Source organism: Flavobacterium cucumis, assembly GCF_900148835.1.
Lineage (GTDB): Bacteria > Bacteroidota > Bacteroidia > Flavobacteriales > Flavobacteriaceae > Flavobacterium > Flavobacterium cucumis.
Genome location: NZ_FRYK01000001.1, coordinates 677,071 through 695,271 on the forward strand (window position 1 = coordinate 677,071; position 18,201 = coordinate 695,271).

Sequence of the window (18,201 nt, forward strand, 5' to 3'; positions counted from 1 at the left end):
ATCTTTAATGGTATATTAATTACTAAACTCTCTTTTTAAATTTTGCAAACTGTTAGCTACAGATGCATTGTATTGTTGGTCTCCCATTCTTAAAATGAATCCACCAATGATAGTTGGATCTACAATATTTTGAATGGTAATCTTTTTATTTGAAAAAGATGCAATTTTCGCCAATACTTTAGCTTCTAACTCTGACGTCATAGGAACAGCCGTTGTAACTTTAGCAACTTCAATCCCGTTAAGTTCATCGTATAAAGTATTATACTGTAAAGCGACATCATTTAATAATTCAAATCTTTTATTTGCTAAAAGCAATTGAAATAATCCTTTTGTCTCTTTTTGAGCAGAAGCAAAAATTTCATTTAAAGAAGAATGTTTGATTTCCCCTTTAATAATTGGGCTTTGCAAAAAGTCTTTTAATTCTGCACTTTCTTTAATTGCATTTACAATTGAAGCCATATCAGCATTTACTGCATCTACAGAATTATTTTCTTTGGCAATATCCAAAATGGCTTTAGCATATCGAATTGCTGCTCTAGTTCCTGCCATGATATTAGTTTAATTTAGCGTCACCTAACATTTTCTCAACTAATTTAGTTTGAGCTTCTTTGTTAGATAATTCTCCTTTTAATAATGTCTCAGCAATTTCTAATGACAAAGAAGAAACTTGATTTTTCAATTCTGCCATAGCTGCATTTTTCTCACTTTCGATTGAAGCTTTCGCTGATTCAATCATTTTTTCACCTTGTGCTTGCGCTTCAGATTTAGCATCAGCAATCATTTTTTCTTTGATTTCTCTTGCTTCTTTGATCATAGCATCTCTTTCCGCTCTTGCTTCAGCTAATAATTTTTCATTATCTGATTTAAGATTTTGCATTTCTTTCTTAGCATTTTCTGCAGCTAACAATGCATTGGAAATTCCTTCTTCACGAGCGGCTAATGCTGCTAAGATAGGTTTCCAAGCAAATTTAGCTAATAATAAAATTAATATTACTAAGATAATAGCTTGCCAAAAAAACAAACCATAAGAAAAATCGTTGATTAACTTATCCATTTATATAGTCTTTATAAAATTCTTTTTAATACTTTGTTTAATTAAACAACACTTGTAGCCAACCGCTACAGGTGTTGTTTTTTTTAATTAAGCTCCTAAGATTAAAGCACCGAATGCTAAACCTTCTAATAACGCTCCAATGATAATCATTGCAGTTTGGATTTTTCCAGCAGCTTCTGGTTGACGTGCAATAGCGTCCATTGCAGATCCACCGATTTTACCTAAACCTAAACCAGCTCCGATTACGATTAAACCAGCTCCTACTAAATTTGGAATTGTCATGATAATTGATTTATATAATTAAACAAAATTTATACTAATTAATGGTGATCGTCGTGATGATGATCTTGTACCGCCATACCTATAAATAGCGATGACAACATGGTAAAAATATACGCTTGTAAAAACGCTACTAATATTTCTATAACCGAAATAAACAAAGTTAACGCTAATGAAACTGCTGTAGCTCCACCTACTGTTAATTGTTCTTTCATTAAAAACACAATTGCAATTAATCCCATTACTACTGTGTGACCCGCTGTAATGTTAGCAAAAAGACGAATCATTAACGAGAATGGTTTTGTAAACATACCTAACACCTCAATTGGCGCTAAAATAATTTTCATTGGAACAGGCACTCCTGGCATCCAGAAAATATGACCCCAATACTCTTTATTCGCACTGAATTGTGTAATGAAGAAAGTAAATAAAGCCGCACATAAAGTGAAAGCAATATTTCCAGTTACGTTAATTCCTAGCGGTGTTAATCCTAATAAGTTCAATAACCAAATTAAGAAGAAAACCGTTAACAAATAAGGCATGAATTTTTTATATTTCTTCTCACCAATATTTGGTCTTGCAATTTCGTCACGCACATAGATTACTAAAGGCTCTAATACTCTGCTGAAACCTTTTGGTAAATTGTTATGTCCGTTTTTGTATGTTTTTGCTAATCCAACAAATAAGAAGAATAAAATTGCCGCAGTAAGAATCAACGATACTACATTTTTAGTCATCGAGAAATTCAAAGGCATTTTATTGGTTGGGTGGTGGTGATCGTCCATAGTTAAATCACCAGCAGCATTTGTTTCGTAAATTTTTCCGTGGTATAATTTGTAGAATTTACCATCTACTTCAGCAACTGTTTCACCATAGTGGAATTTTGAAGCTGAGAAAACTTTTAATCCTCCATCAATTAAAATTACTGGAAGCGGGAACCCGTAATGTTTACCTTCTGCCTCATCAGCGAAAAAAGTAAAATAATAATCATCTTGAAGGTGGTGCTCAATGTGAGCATTAACAACTTCTTTAGGCGATTTTGCTTCTTCTGCATGCGTTTCATGTGCTTCAACTTCTGTTGTTGCAGGCGCTGTGGCTACTTGTAAAGAATCAGTAGTTTCACTTGCAGAAAAAACCATTGAACTTGTTAAAAACAATATCGCTGTTAAAATGGAAATGGGTTTCCTTAAAATCATCATAACTATAATTCTTATGTTTCCTAAAAATTTTTGCAAAAGTACAATTTTAATTAATATTCCAAGTTTCTTAAATGCATTTTTTAAAGAATTATTGATTTTTTATTTCAAAATCATTTTTTGTTTAATAATCTTATTACAAAATAGGCATCTAAGCATAAAAAAATCAAGAATATGACAAAAAAATTGATTTTCACTTCTTTAGGAATTGGTTGAGTTAGAAAAAGAAATTGTGTGAGTATCAGATAACTCGCAATAACTTTTGCCGAAGTCAAACCTAAAAAAACATAACCGAGTTGTTCCTTTGCGTTTTTTTCAATCTGAATTAACCCTAAAAGTATCAAAAAAGTTAGTACTGCTTGAGACAAATAGGACACTAAAAAATTTGAGCTATTAAAATCGGTAACAAAAAATTGACAATAAAAAAAATGAGCAATACCAACTATTAAAACTGCAAGAAATGACTTAATGTATATGAACATAAAACTTTTATTTTTTATTTATTTGATTCACTTGACTAATTACTAAATATATTGCAATAAAAACTCCTATTAAAGTGGCTATTTTGAAATTAATCTGTGACTTATTTTTATAGTAAGCATCGACCAATTCTCCCAAATATGAAAAAACAAATATAACTAATCCCATTTGAAATGGAATGTGAATTAAATGCAACCATTTATTCGGTTGCTTTTTAGGAGAGTCCAAATCTTAGTTTATACTTTTCATTTCACAACTTGCTTCAAATCGAGCCCCTGGTTCTACTGATAGCTTACCTACGATGACTTCACCTCGTATATAGGCTTTAGACTTCACATTAAGCATTCCTTCTGCTTGTAATTTTCCAGAAAATGTACCTTCAATATCGATACTCTTACAAATAACATCTCCAATTACTTCTCCCGTTGCGCCTATTACAATTTTTCCTTGTGAGGTAAAATTACCATTCAATTTTCCGTCTAATCTAAAGTCTGCTAAAGTGGTTACATCTCCTGTAATTACAGTTCCTTCTACTATTCTATTAGTTTTTCCAAGTAAATGATCTTGGTTTTTAGGTTTTTCAAACATAATAATAGGTATTTGGGTTATTTGTTTAAAGCGATCCATTCTTCAAACTTTTTCTTCATTTGAACAATTTTATAATCTTCTGTTGAAATAATATACGCTTGATCGCTAATTTTATAATTTTTAAAGTCGCGCAACACCGACAACACTGAAAGAGCTGCTTCTTTGTTATCAAATCCATGCACCACAATGAAGTCATTCTCAACATTATATATATCTGTAGACAACTTTAACGCCACGGCATTTGTGTCGTTTATGTATTTTGTAATTTTTTCAACTACACTTTTAGAATTGGCATTAAAAGGTATAGGCTTTTGAAAAATAATTTTATAGTCCGAATTCTTTTTCGAGTCAAAATTCATTGCTTCAAGAAAAGGTAAATCGTTTTGAAGTATTTTTTCTGCCTCTTTTCCTTCTTGAATATTAGGATAAGTCAAAGCTATATTATTCAGGGCTTTTCTATAAACTTCAAGACCTTTTAATCTTCCTAAAACTTTTGCCTTAAGCAATTCAAATTTTGCGACTGATTCTTCACCTGAAAATTTTTCTAAAAGCGAATCCATTTCAAAGAAAACTTCCCTTAGCTGATTGTTTTCATACTTTTTAAACGTCGCATAATAAACCGCTTCTGGATTGGATTCTTCAGCAATCGCTATTGTTGGATTTTTAATAATTTCGGCATATCTACTATTTGGATATTCTGCTAAAATCTGATTCTTCATAATTTCAGCTTTTGGAAGAGAAATAACTTGATAGATTTTATACAAATTATATTTTGTCGGCAATAGCAAACGTTCTTCTGGGTTATTTAAAAGCAATTGTTCTAAACGTGATGCTGCTAACTCGTTCTCTCCAAATTTTTCTTTGTAGATGATTCCCAATTGATAATACGCAAAATTTCGATTTTTTGACAAACTATCAATTACTTTTGTGTCTGTAGGCAACTGTTTGATATAAAACTGAGGGTCATATTTTGGATTGGAAACTATAATTTCATCTTTTTTACCGTCTTCTTCCTGGTTGGTATCCGTTTTCACAAAATTTAAATTATTACCCTCTGTCGTCCACCTCCAATTGTCTTCTAATGATCTTGAGCCCCATCGATTTTGAAATTCTTTTTTTCCGTATTCTACGGTTATAGGATTATAAAAGTAAAACACACTATTGTCATTAGTACCAATCCCTGGAGGCAAACCAACCCCCGGTCCTGGATTGCCAATAGGATTTGCATTATTTGAAACAACTATATTAGAAGGACTAGAATTAGCAGCTAAATTTTGTTTCAGATTTTCCTCTTTTTTTGCAACTTCGGCAGCTAAATCTTCTTTTTTCTGATCTTCAACTTTAAGTTTTAAAATAAAATTTTCATAATACGCTATTCTGTCCGCATCATTCATCCCAATAACCGACAATATACTATCGTTGTGCTGAGCGATGCTTTCATATTTTATAACATCATCTAAGTTGATTCTTTTCTTTTTAATTTTTCTGTACTCGCGTGTCTTATCATCTAATTTAATCAAAGTACTATCATAATACTTACCTGCTATTTTATAATTCGCCTCACGAAAATAAATTTCCCCTAAATTTCTATAATTAGAAGCAATCAAATAGTCATCTTCAGAGAAAGATTTTACAGATTTATTATAATAAAACTTAGCGCGATTATTATTCTTTTGTTTATCGTAAAAAAGTGCCATTTGATGATTCAAAATATCTAAAAAAGGCCTGTTCTCTCTATCGTCCAAAAGCTTTGTGAATTTTTCAATAAAAACCAAGGTATCCCCATTTTTAAAATCAAATTGTTGCGTTTGTTTAGCATGAGCTTGCATTACATATCTGCGTGGAGACTTTCTGTTCATGTCAATAACATCCTGAAAAGCAGTATAAGCACTATCTTGATAATTCAAAGCTTCGTAAAGTTGCCCTAAAATAAAAGAATATCTTGCCTTTTCTTCATTACTATTGGTACTACTCTTTGCAATTTTTACAGCCGTAATCGCACTGTCTTTAGCTTGGATATTTAAATACGCTTGAGCCAACATAGCATTTGCATCAGCTAGATCTTGACCAGAAATTCTCTTATCCTCTAATAATTTCTTAAGATTTTTAATCGCAATTTCATCATTATCTAGTCGAATATTTACTTTTTCACGCCAAACTTTTGCATGATAAATTCTGTCGCTTGATGGGTATTTATAAAGTATATAATTTAAAGCTTCTAATGACGGGATAAATCGATTGTCATAATAACGAGACTTGGCTAATAAGAGATATGCTTCATCCATCTGCGGATTTTTTTCTCTTCCACCTATATTCATGGAATGTTTTTGAATCGCTTTAACCGCTTTTTCCTCAGCGCGCTCAAAATTTGAATTTTTTGACTGTCCTGGCAAAACTGCATCAAAATCTGTTTGCATTCTTTCTATGGGAAGGACTTGCCAAAAATTATCTTTAAAGGTAAGCTTTAGTTCATTCAAGCCTTTATCTAAAGCCAAATTACCATTATATAAGGTATTATATTCTGTAGTAACAGCATGGAGGTTTCGATTAAGAAACTTATCTTTCTTCACAGAACATGCCAATAGAAAAAGGAATAAGCCAATCGATAAAGTATATTTTAATATATTGCTTTTCAAAGTAAAACGTTTTTGTTCTTAACTACTAAAACACATTTTTAGTATGAAGAGAATGGTAAAAATACGTTTCTTTTTTTTATGTAAAAACAAATATGTTATTTTTTGTTAATCAAACACATTTTTAAGATCCTTAATTACTTTAAAAGCCACATCAATTTGCTCATCACTTACAATAATTGTGAACTCATTTGTTGTTGAAATTACTTCATGAATAATAACTCCCTCCCAAGCCAGTCGTTGAAAAATATAATAATAAACCCCCGGAGTAGAAATATTTTCTTGTGGTAACTTAACGGTAATTGAAGATAGATTATCAATTTTATGCGTTAGCTTTTCTCCCTTGAACAAAGCGTCAATTATAGGCTCTACTGAAGCGCTAGTCACAATATTCGTTTCATTTACACCCCTAGACGAAGTATAAAAAATATCTTGCAATCGGTTGATTTCGGACAACAGTTTTGCTTGGTTATCCAACAAAGTATCTGAAATTACAAACGTATAATCCGTTAAGGAAGAACGAACCGTTATTTCTCCTATGTTTTTTAAAACTTTGGATATTTTATAATTAATCTTAAAATCTAACTCTTCTGAAAGTCGTTTTAATGACATTACAATGGCCCCTTGTTTGACATCTTTCCCTAAATGCGCCTCTAACTCAGGCATCATAATTCTTGCTAAAGAAGTTAAGTTTATGATTCCTTGTGATAGCGAACTTAAAAGGAATGGTTTTGATTTTATATAATGTTCAACTACTGATGAAATGGTTTTCATTTTTTTGTTTTTTCTACTATTTAATTGCAAAGATAGGGATAAAAAACAATTTGTTACAAATTTAACATTAAAAATAATAAAACGCCTCTTCTATATGTTCTATAACAAAATCCGTGTTTTCCTTGTGAATTGCAACAATATCAAATCGAACTTCAACGTCTAAATCATTTTGAATTACATATTCATTAACAGCTTTAACTAATAATTGAATTTTCTTTGGTCTCACAAATTCTTGAGGCAAACCGAAGTCTAGACTCGAACGCGTTTTAACCTCTACAACTGATAAAATATTTTCCTTCTGAGCAATAATATCAATTTCGGCTTTATCAAAAGTCCAATTGGTTTCTAAGATTTCATAACCGCTTTTTTTCAAGAAATCCACTGCTAATTCTTCTCCAAATTTTCCTAAATCGTTGTGTTCTGCCATTTGTACAATGTGTCAATTTTCAATGTGTCGATGTGCTAATTTTAGCGAAATTGAAGTTTTACTTCTTTTTCGTTTACTTCAAAATCAACCTTATTCCCAAGAATCAAAGTTCGGTTGTCTTTTTGATGTCCCGCTGGAAATTCAAAAGCAATTGGGATGTTGTATTCTTTAGCAATTGCAGTAATAATTTGCACTTCGTTTTTTCCAAACGGAATTTCGTTATCGTGCATATCGGCCATACTTCCAACAATAATTCCTTTTACATTTTCGAAATAATTGTTGCGTTTTAAGTTGTACATCATTCTGTCGATGTGATATAAATATTCATCCAAATCTTCAATAAAAAGAATTTTTCCTTTCGTATCAATCGAAGATTTAGAACCTAACAAACTATATAAAATCGAAATATTTCCACCTACTAATTCGCCCGAAACTTTTCCTTTTACATCATATGGTTTTGATGGAATTGTATAGGAAACAACTTCTCCAAAAAGCGCTTTTCGTAACGTTTCTTTCACTTCTTCAGGTGCTTTTGGAACTGTAAACGGCATAATCGAATGCAAGGTCGCAACTCTTTCTACATTCAATTGACTGTGTAAAACCGTAACATCAGAAAATCCCATAATCCATTTCGGATGTTTTTTGAATTTGGTAAAATCTAAAGAATCGATAATTCGAACTGTTCCATAACCTCCACGCGCGCACCAAATCGCTTTGATGTTGTCATCATCCATCATTTCTTGAAAATCGGCAATTCTTTCGGCATCAGTTCCACCTAGTTGGCAACTATCTAAACCTATGGTTCTACCAAATTTGGCTTTTAATCCCCATGATTCTAATAATTCAATAGCAGGTTTTGCATCTTCTGGAAAAAATTTACGTGCGGTACAAACAATAGCAACTGTGTCGCCTTTTTTAAGATAAGGTGGAATTTTCATTTTCTTTTGCGAATGAGAAAAGTTTGAAATTAAAATAAGTATCAAAATAAATCTATACATCGTCAGATTTTATTAACTCAAAAGTAAACAAAATCCAATTAAAATTCGGGATTTCGTCACTAATCGATTATTTTTGCATCAAATTTTATGATGATATGTTAGAAAATCCAAAAAGATATACGATTACAGCGGCTTTACCTTATACGAATGGCCCTATTCACATTGGCCATTTAGCGGGTGTTTATGTTCCATCTGATATTTATGCGAGATATTTACGTTTGCAAGGAAAAGATGTGGCTTTCATTTGCGGAAGCGACGAGCATGGTGTGGCGATTTCAATGAAAGCTAAAAAAGAAGGAATCACGCCTCAACAAGTAATTGATAAATACGACGGAATTATTCGCAAATCGTTTGAAGATTTCGGAATTTCTTTTGATAATTATTCGAGAACTTCTTCTGAGATTCATCATAAAACAGCTTCTGAATTCTTTAGAAAATTATACGATAATGGTGATTTCATCGAAGAAACTACCGAACAATTATACGATGCAAAAGCAGACCAATTCTTAGCCGATCGTTTCGTGACTGGAACTTGTCCAAAGTGCGACAATCCAGAAGCATACGGCGATCAATGTGAAAAATGTGGCTCTACTTTAAATGCAACCGATTTAATCAATCCAAAATCAACTATTACAGGCGAAACTCCAATTTTAAAATCAACTAAACATTGGTTTCTACCTTTAAATCGTTACGAATCGTTCTTAAGAGAATGGATTTTGGAAGGACACAAAAACGATTGGAAACCGAATGTTTACGGACAAGTAAAATCGTGGGTTGATGGTGGTTTAGAACCGAGAGCGGTAACGCGCGATTTAGATTGGGGAATCGATGTTCCAGTAGAAGGTGCCGAAGGAAAAAAATTATATGTTTGGTTTGATGCGCCAATTGGATACATTTCTTCTACCAAAGAATGGGCAGCTCGCGAAGGAAAAGATTGGGAACCGTATTGGAAAGATTCCGATACAAAATTGGTTCACTTCATTGGAAAAGATAATATCGTTTTCCATTGCATTATTTTCCCAGCGATGTTAAAAGCGGAAGGAAGTTATATTTTGCCTGATAATGTTCCAGCAAACGAATTTTTAAATTTAGAAGGAAACAAATTATCAACTTCTAAAAATTGGGCGGTTTGGTTGCACGAATATTTGCAAGATTTTCCAGAAAAACAAGATGCATTGCGTTATGCTTTAACAGCAAATGCTCCAGAAACTAAAGATAACGACTTTACTTGGAAAGATTTTCAAGCAAGAAATAATAACGAATTAGCTGCGATTTTTGGAAATTTCATCAATCGTGTTGTGGTCTTAACCAATAAATATTACAATGGAATTGTTCCAACTCCAAACGAATTCTCAGAAGTTGATGAACAAACATTAGCCGAATTAAAAGCGTATCCAGCTGTAATTTCAAGTTCAATTGAGCGTTACAGATTTAGAGAAGCGTTAGGTGAATTAATGAACGTTGCGCGATTAGGAAACAAATATTTAGCGGATGAGGAACCATGGAAAATGGTAAAAGAAAATCCGGCAAGAGTACAAACGCAAATGTATGTAGCATTACAAATTGCTTCTGCTTTAGCGGTTTTATCGGAACCATTTTTACCTTTTACAGCTAAAAAATTATCGAATATTTTAAAAATTGATGCTTTAGGTTGGAACGATGTTACTTCTAAAGCAGACTTGTTACCCGCAGGACATCAAATTGGTCTAGCCGAAATTTTATTTGCCCAAATTGAAGATGCCGAAATCCAAAAACAATTAGACAAATTAGAAGCAACTAAAACTGCAAATAAAGTGGAAAACGCAAAAGCTGAACCTCAAAAAGACATTATCACTTTCGAAGATTTTGCCAAAGTAGATTTACGAATTGGAACCATCATCGAAGCTGAAAAAATGCCAAAAGCTAACAAATTGTTAGTTTTAAAAGTAGATACTGGAATTGATGTAAGAACTATCGTTTCTGGAATTGCAGAGCATTTTACACCGGAAGAAGTTATTGGAAAACGCGTAACCGTTTTAGTAAACTTAGCACCAAGAGCATTACGTGGTGTTGAAAGCGAAGGTATGTTGTTATTAACGAATAACGCCGAAGGGAAATTGGTTTTCGTAAATCCAGATGCGGAAGGTGTGATTAATGGTGCGATGATATCTTAATGAAATAACCTCAGATTCACAGATTAAAAAATTTAAAAAAATCTGCGAATCTGTGGTAAAAAACTACAACTATGAACCCAAAAATAATCGCTTTCGACGCAGATGACACTTTATGGCACAACGAACCTTATTTCGATGAGGCGCAAGAACGCTTTTGTGTTTTGTTTCAAGATTATGCCTCGAGTCAGGAAATTTTGGGATTGATTTTGAATCATCAGGTAAAAAATTTGCCTTTGTATGGTTTCGGAATCAAAGCATTTACCTTATCGATGATTGAAACCGCTTTGCAATTAACCAATCATCAAATATCCGGAAAAGGAATTGAGCAAATTTTAGCTATTGGAAAAGATTTATTGCAAAAACCAGTTGAATTGTTGCCTAATGTTGAATCCGTTTTGGAACAATTGAAAGGAAAATATAAATTGGTCGTTGCCACAAAAGGCGATTTAAAAGACCAACACAGAAAATTACACGATTCTGGAATTGGACCTTTTTTTCATCATATTGAAGTGTTGAGTGACAAAGCCGAGTTGGATTACGAGAAAATGTTAGACCGTTTGGATTGCAAACCTGAAGATTTTCTAATGATTGGAAATTCATTAAAATCGGATGTATTACCTGTTTTGAACATTGGTGGACATGCAATTCACATTCCATATCACACTACTTGGGAATACGAGAAAATTGATTTCGAGATTGTTCATCCCAATTTTCATTCATTAACGGCTGTTAATCAAATTTTAGACTTATTATAAATTGTTGTTTTAACAAATCCTTATCAGTTGATTATTGATAAAATTGCCTAATTTTATAAAAAATTGAATTCCTATGTTGACAAAAAACATTTTAGACGCTTTAAATAAGCAAATTAGAATAGAAGCTGAATCTTCACAAATTTATTTATCAATGGCATGTTGGGCAGAAGTTCAAGGCTTGGAAGGCGTTGCGCAATTTATGTACAATCAATCAGATGAAGAGCGTACACACATGTTGAAATTGGTAAAATATGTAAACGAAAGAGGTGGACATGCAGAAATCACCGATTTAAAAGCACCAAAAACAAAATTTGGAACCTTTAAAGAAATGTTTGAAGAATTGTACCAACACGAGTTGTTTGTCTCAAATTCAATTAATGAATTGGTTCACATCGCATTAGGCGAAAGAGATTACTCAACACACAATTTTTTACAATGGTATGTAGCGGAGCAAATTGAAGAAGAAGCTCAAGCCAAAACCATCCTAGATAAAATCAACTTAATTGGTGAAGATCGTGGTGGATTATATTTGTTTGATCGTGATATCCAACAAATTTCGGTAACTAGTTCGATTGCTATAAATCCTCAGTAATTTTTATTTAGAATATTTAAAAATAATATTATCTTTGCAGTGTCAAATTAGATTTCTGATGAGCAAAGACGAAAAAAAGAAGGACAAGAAGAAAAAGAAGAAAAAAAACAAAGAACTTCTTTTGACTGAAATAAAAATTGCAGAAAACTGCAAATCAAAATGTTGTGGCAAATTTGAAAAAGGCGAACACAAACGATGTAAACGTTGCCCTATGTTTGATTTAATAAAAAAAGCATCCTAAACCTTCTCTTAAACCGAGGAGGTTTTTTAATTTTAAAAAATCAGAAAATTGAAAACAGAAATAGACATAAATACCTGGAATAGAAAAGAACACTTTGAATTCTTTTCCGCATTTGATGAACCTTTTTTTGGTATTACAACACCTGTTAATTGTACAATTGCCATGAAAAGAGCTAAAGAAATTGAAATTCCTTTTTTTGTATATTATTTACACAAAACACTTGAAGCAATTAACAAAGTTGAAAATTTCCGTCTTCGTATTGAAAATAAAGAGGTCTATTTGTACAATGAAATTGATGCTTCGGCAACCATCATGCGAGAAGACAAAACGTTTGGTTTTTCTTTTATGAAATTCCATGAAGACATAAATGAATTCAACAAAATGGCTCAAAAAGAAATTGAAAGAATACAATCCACCATTGGGGTTTTTACGAGAGAATACCCCGAAAACATTATTCATTTTTCGGCTGTTCCTTGGATTAATCTTACGAGTTTAACACATTCTCGAAATTTTAAAATTGAAGACAGCTGTCCAAAAATTTCCTTTGGAAAAGTAGTGGAAGAAAATGGACAGAAAATTATGTCGTTAGCAGTTTTAGCGCATCATGGACTAGTTGACGGTTATCACATGGGATTGTTTGTAGAAGAATTTCAAAATTTAATGAATTCATAAATGTTGCCTATCGCATTTCATCCCATATTTAAACATCCATTACCTGAAGGACATCGTTTTCCGATGTTGAAATATGAGTTGTTACCGCAACAATTAATTCACGAAGGCATTGCTCAAAAAAGTGATTTTTTTGAACCTGAAATTATCCCGATTGAAACTGTTTTGAGAGTTCATACCAAACAATATGTTTCCGATTTAATGGATTTAACGTTAGATCCAAAAGCAGCTAGAAAAATTGGTTTTCCTCTTTCCAAAGAATTAGTAGAAAGAGAATTGAGAATTGCACAAGGAACCATCATTGGCGCTGAAAAAGCGTTTGAAACCAAAGTAGCATTTAACATCGCTGGTGGAACACATCATGCCTATTCCAATCGAGGTGAAGCATTTTGTTTGTTAAATGACCAAGCTATTTCTGCTCAATATTTACTAGATAATAAACTGGCAAAAAAAGCCTTAATTATCGATTTAGACGTACATCAAGGCAACGGAACAGCGGAAATTTTTCAAAAAAATGATAATGTCTTTACTTTTTCTACTCATGGGAAAACGAATTATCCGTTCAAAAAAGAAACTTCTGATTTAGACATTGCTTTTGATGATAATACTTCAGATGACGAGTTTCTAAAAACCATCTCAACGATTGTTCCTAATTTAATAGAGCAACAAAAACCTGATTTTATTTTCTATTTGGCTGGAGTTGATATTTTAGCTTCCGACAAACTAGGAAAATTGGGTTGTACTATTGAAGGCTGTAAAAAGAGAGACGAAATTGTTTTTCAAAATTGTGAACGCTACGAAATCCCTCTTCAAGTAAGCATGGGTGGCGGTTATTCACCGGAAATCAAAACCATTATTGATGCACATGCAAATACGTATCGAGTAGCTAAAGATATTTTGTTATAAAAATAAACCACCAACTTTCGTTGGTGGTCTTTCTTAAACAGCATTCAAAATAGCTAAAATATCTTCTCCAAATTTTTCCACTTTTTGTTTTCCAAAACCTTTGATTTGTTGTAATTCCTCTAAGCTACTTGGCTTGTACATGGCTAAATCGATTAATTCTGAATTGTGGCAAATCAAATACTTTTTCAGTTTCAAAGCCTCTGATTTTTCATTTCTCCATTGATTCAAATACCCATAAACTTGTTTATCTTTTGAATTCAAATCATCATAAGATTTTCGCTCTAATCGTTTTGGCTTTTCTTGTTCTTCTGATTCATAATGAACAATAACAGACCAATATGCTTCTTCACCATCCACAAATTGTGTGCTCGATTTTTTAAACGAAACCGAATTTAAAAAAGTATTTAATTGATGTTGGTCGTGTTCTAAAAAAGTGCTATTCAAACGAATTGAAAATATACTAACTTGCATAACTCACTTATTTACTAATTAACAAAATTTCTTTCGCAAACACTTGAGATACAAAACGTTTTATTCCATCTTTATCCTCATAACTTTTATGCGTTAGTTTCCCTTCAATAGCGATTTCTTTCCCTTTAGTCACAAAACGTTCGATGATGTCTGCCGTTTTTCCCCAAGCGGTTACTCGGTGCCATTGTGTTTGTTCTACTTTGTCACCGTTTTCACGGTAATATACTTCACTTGTAGCAATGCTGATATTTGCTATTTTTTTTCCTCCTTCAAGATTTCTGATTTCAGGTTCTTGACCAACTTTTCCGATTAATTGTACTGAGTTCTTCATGGCGTATAAATATTTAATGTTGTGTTAATTGAATTTTTTGGAACACAGATTTAAGAAATTAAAAAAATCTGAAAAATCTATGTGTTGAATTTTGAACTTGTAATTGAGTTTGAACTTGTTTATTTGCTTAATAAAACCAATTCATTTGCTACCACTTCTGTGATGTAACGTTTGTTTCCGTCTTTATCGTCGTAACTTCTGTGAGTTAATTTACCTTCGATGGCTACATGACTTCCTTTGGTTAAAAATTTTTCAATAATATCTACTGTTTTCCCCCAAGCGGAAACGCGGTGCCATTCAGTTTGTTCTACTTTTTCACCTTTGGCGTTGGTGTAATTTTCATTCGTAGCGATTGTGAAGTTAGCTACTCTTCCAGATTCTAAGTTTTTGATTTCAGGTTCTTGACCTACGTGTCCGATTAATTGTACTCTGTTTTTCATAAGGCTTATATATTTATTTATTAAGGTTTTATGTAATTCGCATTTTGTTTAGTTTTAGCTTAAGGTAAATGCTCATTTCATGGCGTGTAAAAATTTAAATGTTTATGATTATAAATATTGATTCTTTTTGGAACACATATTGAAAAATTGGATAAATTAAAAAAATCTAATGTTTCGAAATATAAACTTGCTCTTGTTTTAAAACTTGAACTCGTTGTTTCATTTCGACAGTGCAAAGATGTGACAAGAAAAAAATGGTATTCGGTATTTAGCTGTTTACTTTCGGTTGTAAATATTTGTAAGCGTTTGCAAACGGAAAATATTATTATTATATTTGTTGAAAATCAATATTATATGCCAAATACAATTAATAAAGTAGAATTACGTAATCTTCACATTGAAGATTATAAAGAATTAAAAAAATCCATGATTGAGGCCTACCCAGAAATGGTAGATTCGTATTGGAAAGAAGATCATATTGAAAAATTATTGGAGCTTTTCCCCGAAGGCCAATTGGTAATTGTTGCAGATGGTGTAGTGGTAGGTTCCGCTCTTTCAATATTGGTTACTGAAGATTTTGCCTTTAAGACCAAAACCTATAAATCCATTACTGGAAATTACACCTTTTCAACGCATAATCCTGATGGTGAAGTTTTGTATGGAATAGATGTGTTCATCAACCCCAATTATCGTGGCTTGCGTTTGGGACGCCGTTTATACGATTCCCGAAAAGAATTGTGTGAACAACTTAATTTAAAATCAATCATTTTTGCTGGTAGAATTCCAAACTTCGTAAAATACGCTGATGAACTTAATCCTAAGCAATACATTGAAAAAGTTAAACGAAAAGAGATTTATGATCCCGTCTTATCGTTTCAATTAAGTAATGATTTTCACGAAGTTCGTGTATTAAAAAACTATTTAGAAGGCGATAAAGAATCGCAAGAATATGCTGTTTTACTGGAATGGAACAATATTTACTACGAAGACAATCCCAAACTAATTAATGCAAAGAAAAGCATAGTTCGATTAGGTTTAATTCAGTGGCAAATGCGTTCGTTAGGAAACTTAGAAGAGTTTTTCGAGCAAGCCGAATTTTTTGTAGATGCAGTTTCGGGTTATGGAAGTGATTTTGCTTTGTTTCCCGAATTATTCACCGCTCCTTTAATGGCAGATTACAATCATTTAACAGAAGCGGAAGCGATTAAAGAGTTAGCCAAATACACCGAGGCTATTCGAAAGAAAATGCAAGAATTTGCCATTTCATACAACATCAATATCATAACAGGAAGTATGCCGTATTTAGAAGACGGACATGTTTTTAACGTTGGTTTTTTATGCCGAAGAGACGGAACACATGAAATGTATCGCAAAATTCACATCACACCTAACGAAATTTTCCATTGGGGAATTACGGGTGGCGACACCATTCAAACTTTTGACACCGATTGTGGCAAAATTGGAATTGTAATTTGTTATGATGTGGAATTCCCTGAACTTTCTCGTTTGATGGCCGATCAAGGCATGAATATTTTGTTTGTTCCCTTTTTAACCGATACCCAAAATGGTTATACGCGAGTAAAACATTGTGCGCAAGCGCGTGCCATTGAAAACGAATGTTATGTTGCCATCGCAGGTTGTGTTGGAAATTTACCAAAAGTAAACAATATGGATATTCAGTATGCGCAAGCAGCGGTTTTTACGCCATCCGATTTTGCTTTTCCAAGTAACGGAATTAAAGCAGAAGCCACGCCAAACACTGAAATGACTTTAATTGTTGATGTTGACATCGATTTACTTAAAGAACTCCACGAACACGGAAGCGTTAGAACCATGAAAGATCGCCGAGTTGATTTGTATCAATTAAAAAAATTAAAATAAATGAAAAACCTGCTTTTACTGCTATTTTTGGTTCTAGGGAACACTTTTAGTAACGCACAAAACACCTTAAATTACAACGATGAAAAAGGTTCGCCAAAAGCCACTTTACAAGATGTAAAATGGATTGTAGGCAATTGGACAGGCGAAGCTTTAGGCGGCATTTGTCAAGAAACGTGGAGCGAACCGATTGGAAATTCGATGATGTTTAGTTTTAAATTAGTTGTTGATGGAAAAGTTGCTTTTTATGAATTGGGACACATTATTGAAAAAGACAAAACCCTTTTGTTACAACTAAAACACTTTGACGGCGAATTGAAAGGTTGGGAAAAAGCGGAAGTTAGCGAAAATTTTAGATTGGTAAAAGTCACCCCAACACGTGTGTATTTCGACAAATTTACATTTGAGAAAATTTCGGATAACGAAATTAATATTTACGTGGTTTTTGAAGAAAGTGGTAAAGAAATGAAGTTTAATTTTAAGAAGTAAAGATGAAATACATTATTATACTATTTTTAACCAGTTTTTATTATGTTAAAGCTCAAAATGTTGCGGAACATTTCAAAACAAAACAATTTGAAGTTGCGATTTTTCCAGAATCAAGTTATGAAATAATGCCGGGAAAAAGATTTACACCAACAAAAGAAGAAATATTTGAAGCTGAAAAAGCGTTAAAATCAAAACTTAAAGAAGCCAATAGAAATTTAGAAAATCAATACAACTCACCAATTATTCATAGAAATCTAAAAAAATACAAAAGACAATATTTTGGTTTCATAAATGATAAAGGCGAAAAAATTCTTTATATAAATTCACTTTGGAAAAAGAATGAAGAAGAAACCAAATGGTTGCAACAAATAATAATGGTTTCAGATGGTGGAAGTCATTATTGGAACATCGAATATAATTTAGAAACGGATGAGTTAATTAATTTATCAGTTAATGGTTCCGCTTAAAAAATAATACTATGAGTAAAACCTGTTTAGAATGTGGCGATAAAATCATAGGTCGCGAAGACAAAAAGTTTTGTTCGGATGGCTGCCGCAATGCGTACAACAACAAAATGAACAAAGATCAGAACAATCTGATGCGCAACATTAATAACAAATTGCGTAAAAATTACCGCATTTTGTGTGAACTCAACCCAGAAGAGAAAGGAAAAACCACCAAAACCAAATTACTAAGCAAAGGTTTCGATTTTGAGTTTTTTACAAGCATGTTACAAACCAAAACGGGTAACACCTATTTCTTTTTGTACGACCAAGGCTATCGTGCTTTAGAAGATGATTTTTATATGTTGGTAAAAAAAGATAATTAACTATCATTTCTGTATACT

The 18,201-nt window shown here is 32.5% G+C and carries 22 protein-coding genes; 9 read left to right on the plus strand and 13 right to left on the minus strand.

The features are described from left to right. Window positions 1–15 precede the first annotated feature (15 nt). From atpH to BUE95_RS03250, 10 genes are all read right to left on the minus strand, one after another. Window positions 16–549, minus strand: coding sequence for an ATP synthase F1 subunit delta (atpH, locus tag BUE95_RS03200; protein WP_073581344.1), 534 nt, complete (start codon window positions 547–549; stop codon window positions 16–18). A 4-nt stretch (window positions 550–553) separates the two neighbouring features. Continuing rightward, the gene (locus BUE95_RS03205) at window positions 554–1,054 is read right to left on the minus strand and encodes a F0F1 ATP synthase subunit B (protein ID WP_073581346.1); all 501 of its coding nucleotides are present in this window, start codon (window positions 1,052–1,054) and stop codon (window positions 554–556) included. An 87-nt stretch (window positions 1,055–1,141) separates the two neighbouring features. Further along, complete coding sequence (locus BUE95_RS03210) at window positions 1,142–1,336, minus strand: ATP synthase F0 subunit C (RefSeq protein ID WP_014165720.1); 195 nt, start codon at window positions 1,334–1,336, stop codon at window positions 1,142–1,144. 38 nt (window positions 1,337–1,374) lie between these two features. After that, window positions 1,375–2,532, minus strand: coding sequence for a F0F1 ATP synthase subunit A (gene atpB, locus BUE95_RS03215; RefSeq protein ID WP_073581348.1), 1,158 nt, complete (start codon window positions 2,530–2,532; stop codon window positions 1,375–1,377). Window positions 2,533–3,018: 486 nt separating this feature from the next. Next, window positions 3,019–3,237, minus strand: a complete 219-nt coding sequence (locus tag BUE95_RS03225; RefSeq protein ID WP_073581352.1) for an AtpZ/AtpI family protein — start codon at window positions 3,235–3,237, stop codon at window positions 3,019–3,021. A gap of 3 nt (window positions 3,238–3,240) precedes the next feature. Then, the gene (locus BUE95_RS03230; RefSeq protein WP_073582398.1) at window positions 3,241–3,597 is read right to left on the minus strand and encodes a bactofilin family protein; all 357 of its coding nucleotides are present in this window, start codon (window positions 3,595–3,597) and stop codon (window positions 3,241–3,243) included. A 17-nt stretch (window positions 3,598–3,614) separates the two neighbouring features. Then, window positions 3,615–6,233, minus strand: coding sequence for a type IX secretion system periplasmic lipoprotein PorW/SprE (gene porW / locus BUE95_RS03235; RefSeq protein ID WP_073581354.1), 2,619 nt, complete (start codon window positions 6,231–6,233; stop codon window positions 3,615–3,617). A 105-nt stretch (window positions 6,234–6,338) separates the two neighbouring features. Next, entirely contained in the window at window positions 6,339–7,004 is a 666-nt protein-coding gene (locus tag BUE95_RS03240; protein WP_073581356.1) for an aspartate kinase, read from the minus strand. Window positions 7,005–7,071: 67 nt separating this feature from the next. Further along, window positions 7,072–7,431 carry a YraN family protein gene (locus tag BUE95_RS03245; RefSeq protein WP_073581358.1) on the minus strand — a complete coding sequence of 120 codons (360 nt, stop codon included), beginning with the start codon at window positions 7,429–7,431 and terminating at the stop codon, window positions 7,072–7,074. 41 nt (window positions 7,432–7,472) lie between these two features. Next, a complete protein-coding gene (locus BUE95_RS03250) occupies window positions 7,473–8,369 on the minus strand; it encodes a S66 peptidase family protein (RefSeq protein WP_073582401.1) in 897 nt (298 codons plus the stop codon). A gap of 155 nt (window positions 8,370–8,524) precedes the next feature. Between BUE95_RS03250 and metG the strand changes: the two genes are divergently transcribed. The 5 genes from metG (at window position 8,525) to BUE95_RS03280 (ending at window position 13,745) form a co-directional block, all read left to right on the plus strand. Beyond that, window positions 8,525–10,582 (plus strand): methionine--tRNA ligase, encoded by a 2,058-nt coding sequence (gene metG, locus BUE95_RS03255; RefSeq protein WP_073581360.1) that lies wholly within the window; start codon window positions 8,525–8,527, stop codon window positions 10,580–10,582. Window positions 10,583–10,653: 71 nt separating this feature from the next. Continuing rightward, window positions 10,654–11,337: an HAD family hydrolase gene (locus tag BUE95_RS03260; RefSeq protein ID WP_073581362.1), complete on the plus strand. Its 684-nt coding sequence runs from the start codon at window positions 10,654–10,656 to the stop codon at window positions 11,335–11,337. Window positions 11,338–11,410: 73 nt separating this feature from the next. Then, window positions 11,411–11,929, plus strand: a complete 519-nt coding sequence (locus tag BUE95_RS03265; RefSeq protein ID WP_073581364.1) for a ferritin — start codon at window positions 11,411–11,413, stop codon at window positions 11,927–11,929. Window positions 11,930–12,218: 289 nt separating this feature from the next. Further along, window positions 12,219–12,842: a chloramphenicol acetyltransferase gene (locus BUE95_RS03275; RefSeq protein ID WP_073581368.1), complete on the plus strand. Its 624-nt coding sequence runs from the start codon at window positions 12,219–12,221 to the stop codon at window positions 12,840–12,842. After that, the gene (locus tag BUE95_RS03280; RefSeq protein WP_073581370.1) at window positions 12,843–13,745 is read left to right on the plus strand and encodes a histone deacetylase family protein; all 903 of its coding nucleotides are present in this window, start codon (window positions 12,843–12,845) and stop codon (window positions 13,743–13,745) included. 33 nt (window positions 13,746–13,778) lie between these two features. Here the strand turns inward: BUE95_RS03280 and BUE95_RS03285 are convergent, their stop codons facing one another. The 3 genes from BUE95_RS03285 to BUE95_RS03295 form a co-directional block, all read right to left on the minus strand. Continuing rightward, window positions 13,779–14,216 (minus strand): HRDC domain-containing protein, encoded by a 438-nt coding sequence (locus BUE95_RS03285; protein WP_073581372.1) that lies wholly within the window; start codon window positions 14,214–14,216, stop codon window positions 13,779–13,781. Between the two features lie 7 nt (window positions 14,217–14,223). After that, window positions 14,224–14,547 (minus strand): single-stranded DNA-binding protein, encoded by a 324-nt coding sequence (locus tag BUE95_RS03290; protein WP_073581374.1) that lies wholly within the window; start codon window positions 14,545–14,547, stop codon window positions 14,224–14,226. 119 nt (window positions 14,548–14,666) lie between these two features. Further along, window positions 14,667–14,987 (minus strand): single-stranded DNA-binding protein, encoded by a 321-nt coding sequence (locus BUE95_RS03295; RefSeq protein WP_073581376.1) that lies wholly within the window; start codon window positions 14,985–14,987, stop codon window positions 14,667–14,669. Window positions 14,988–15,341: 354 nt separating this feature from the next. On the opposite strand from BUE95_RS03295, the gene BUE95_RS03300 reads away from it, so the two are divergent. The 4 genes from BUE95_RS03300 to BUE95_RS03315 are packed head-to-tail and all read left to right on the plus strand — an operon-like array spanning window position 15,342 to window position 18,183. After that, window positions 15,342–16,868, plus strand: coding sequence for a carbon-nitrogen hydrolase family protein (locus BUE95_RS03300; RefSeq protein ID WP_073582403.1), 1,527 nt, complete (start codon window positions 15,342–15,344; stop codon window positions 16,866–16,868). Continuing rightward, the gene (locus BUE95_RS03305; protein WP_073581378.1) at window positions 16,869–17,354 is read left to right on the plus strand and encodes a DUF6265 family protein; all 486 of its coding nucleotides are present in this window, start codon (window positions 16,869–16,871) and stop codon (window positions 17,352–17,354) included. Window positions 17,355–17,356: 2 nt separating this feature from the next. Further along, the gene (locus BUE95_RS03310) at window positions 17,357–17,821 is read left to right on the plus strand and encodes a hypothetical protein (protein WP_073581380.1); all 465 of its coding nucleotides are present in this window, start codon (window positions 17,357–17,359) and stop codon (window positions 17,819–17,821) included. A gap of 11 nt (window positions 17,822–17,832) precedes the next feature. Further along, window positions 17,833–18,183: a hypothetical protein gene (locus BUE95_RS03315; protein ID WP_073581382.1), complete on the plus strand. Its 351-nt coding sequence runs from the start codon at window positions 17,833–17,835 to the stop codon at window positions 18,181–18,183. Window positions 18,184–18,201: the final 18 nt, after the last annotated feature.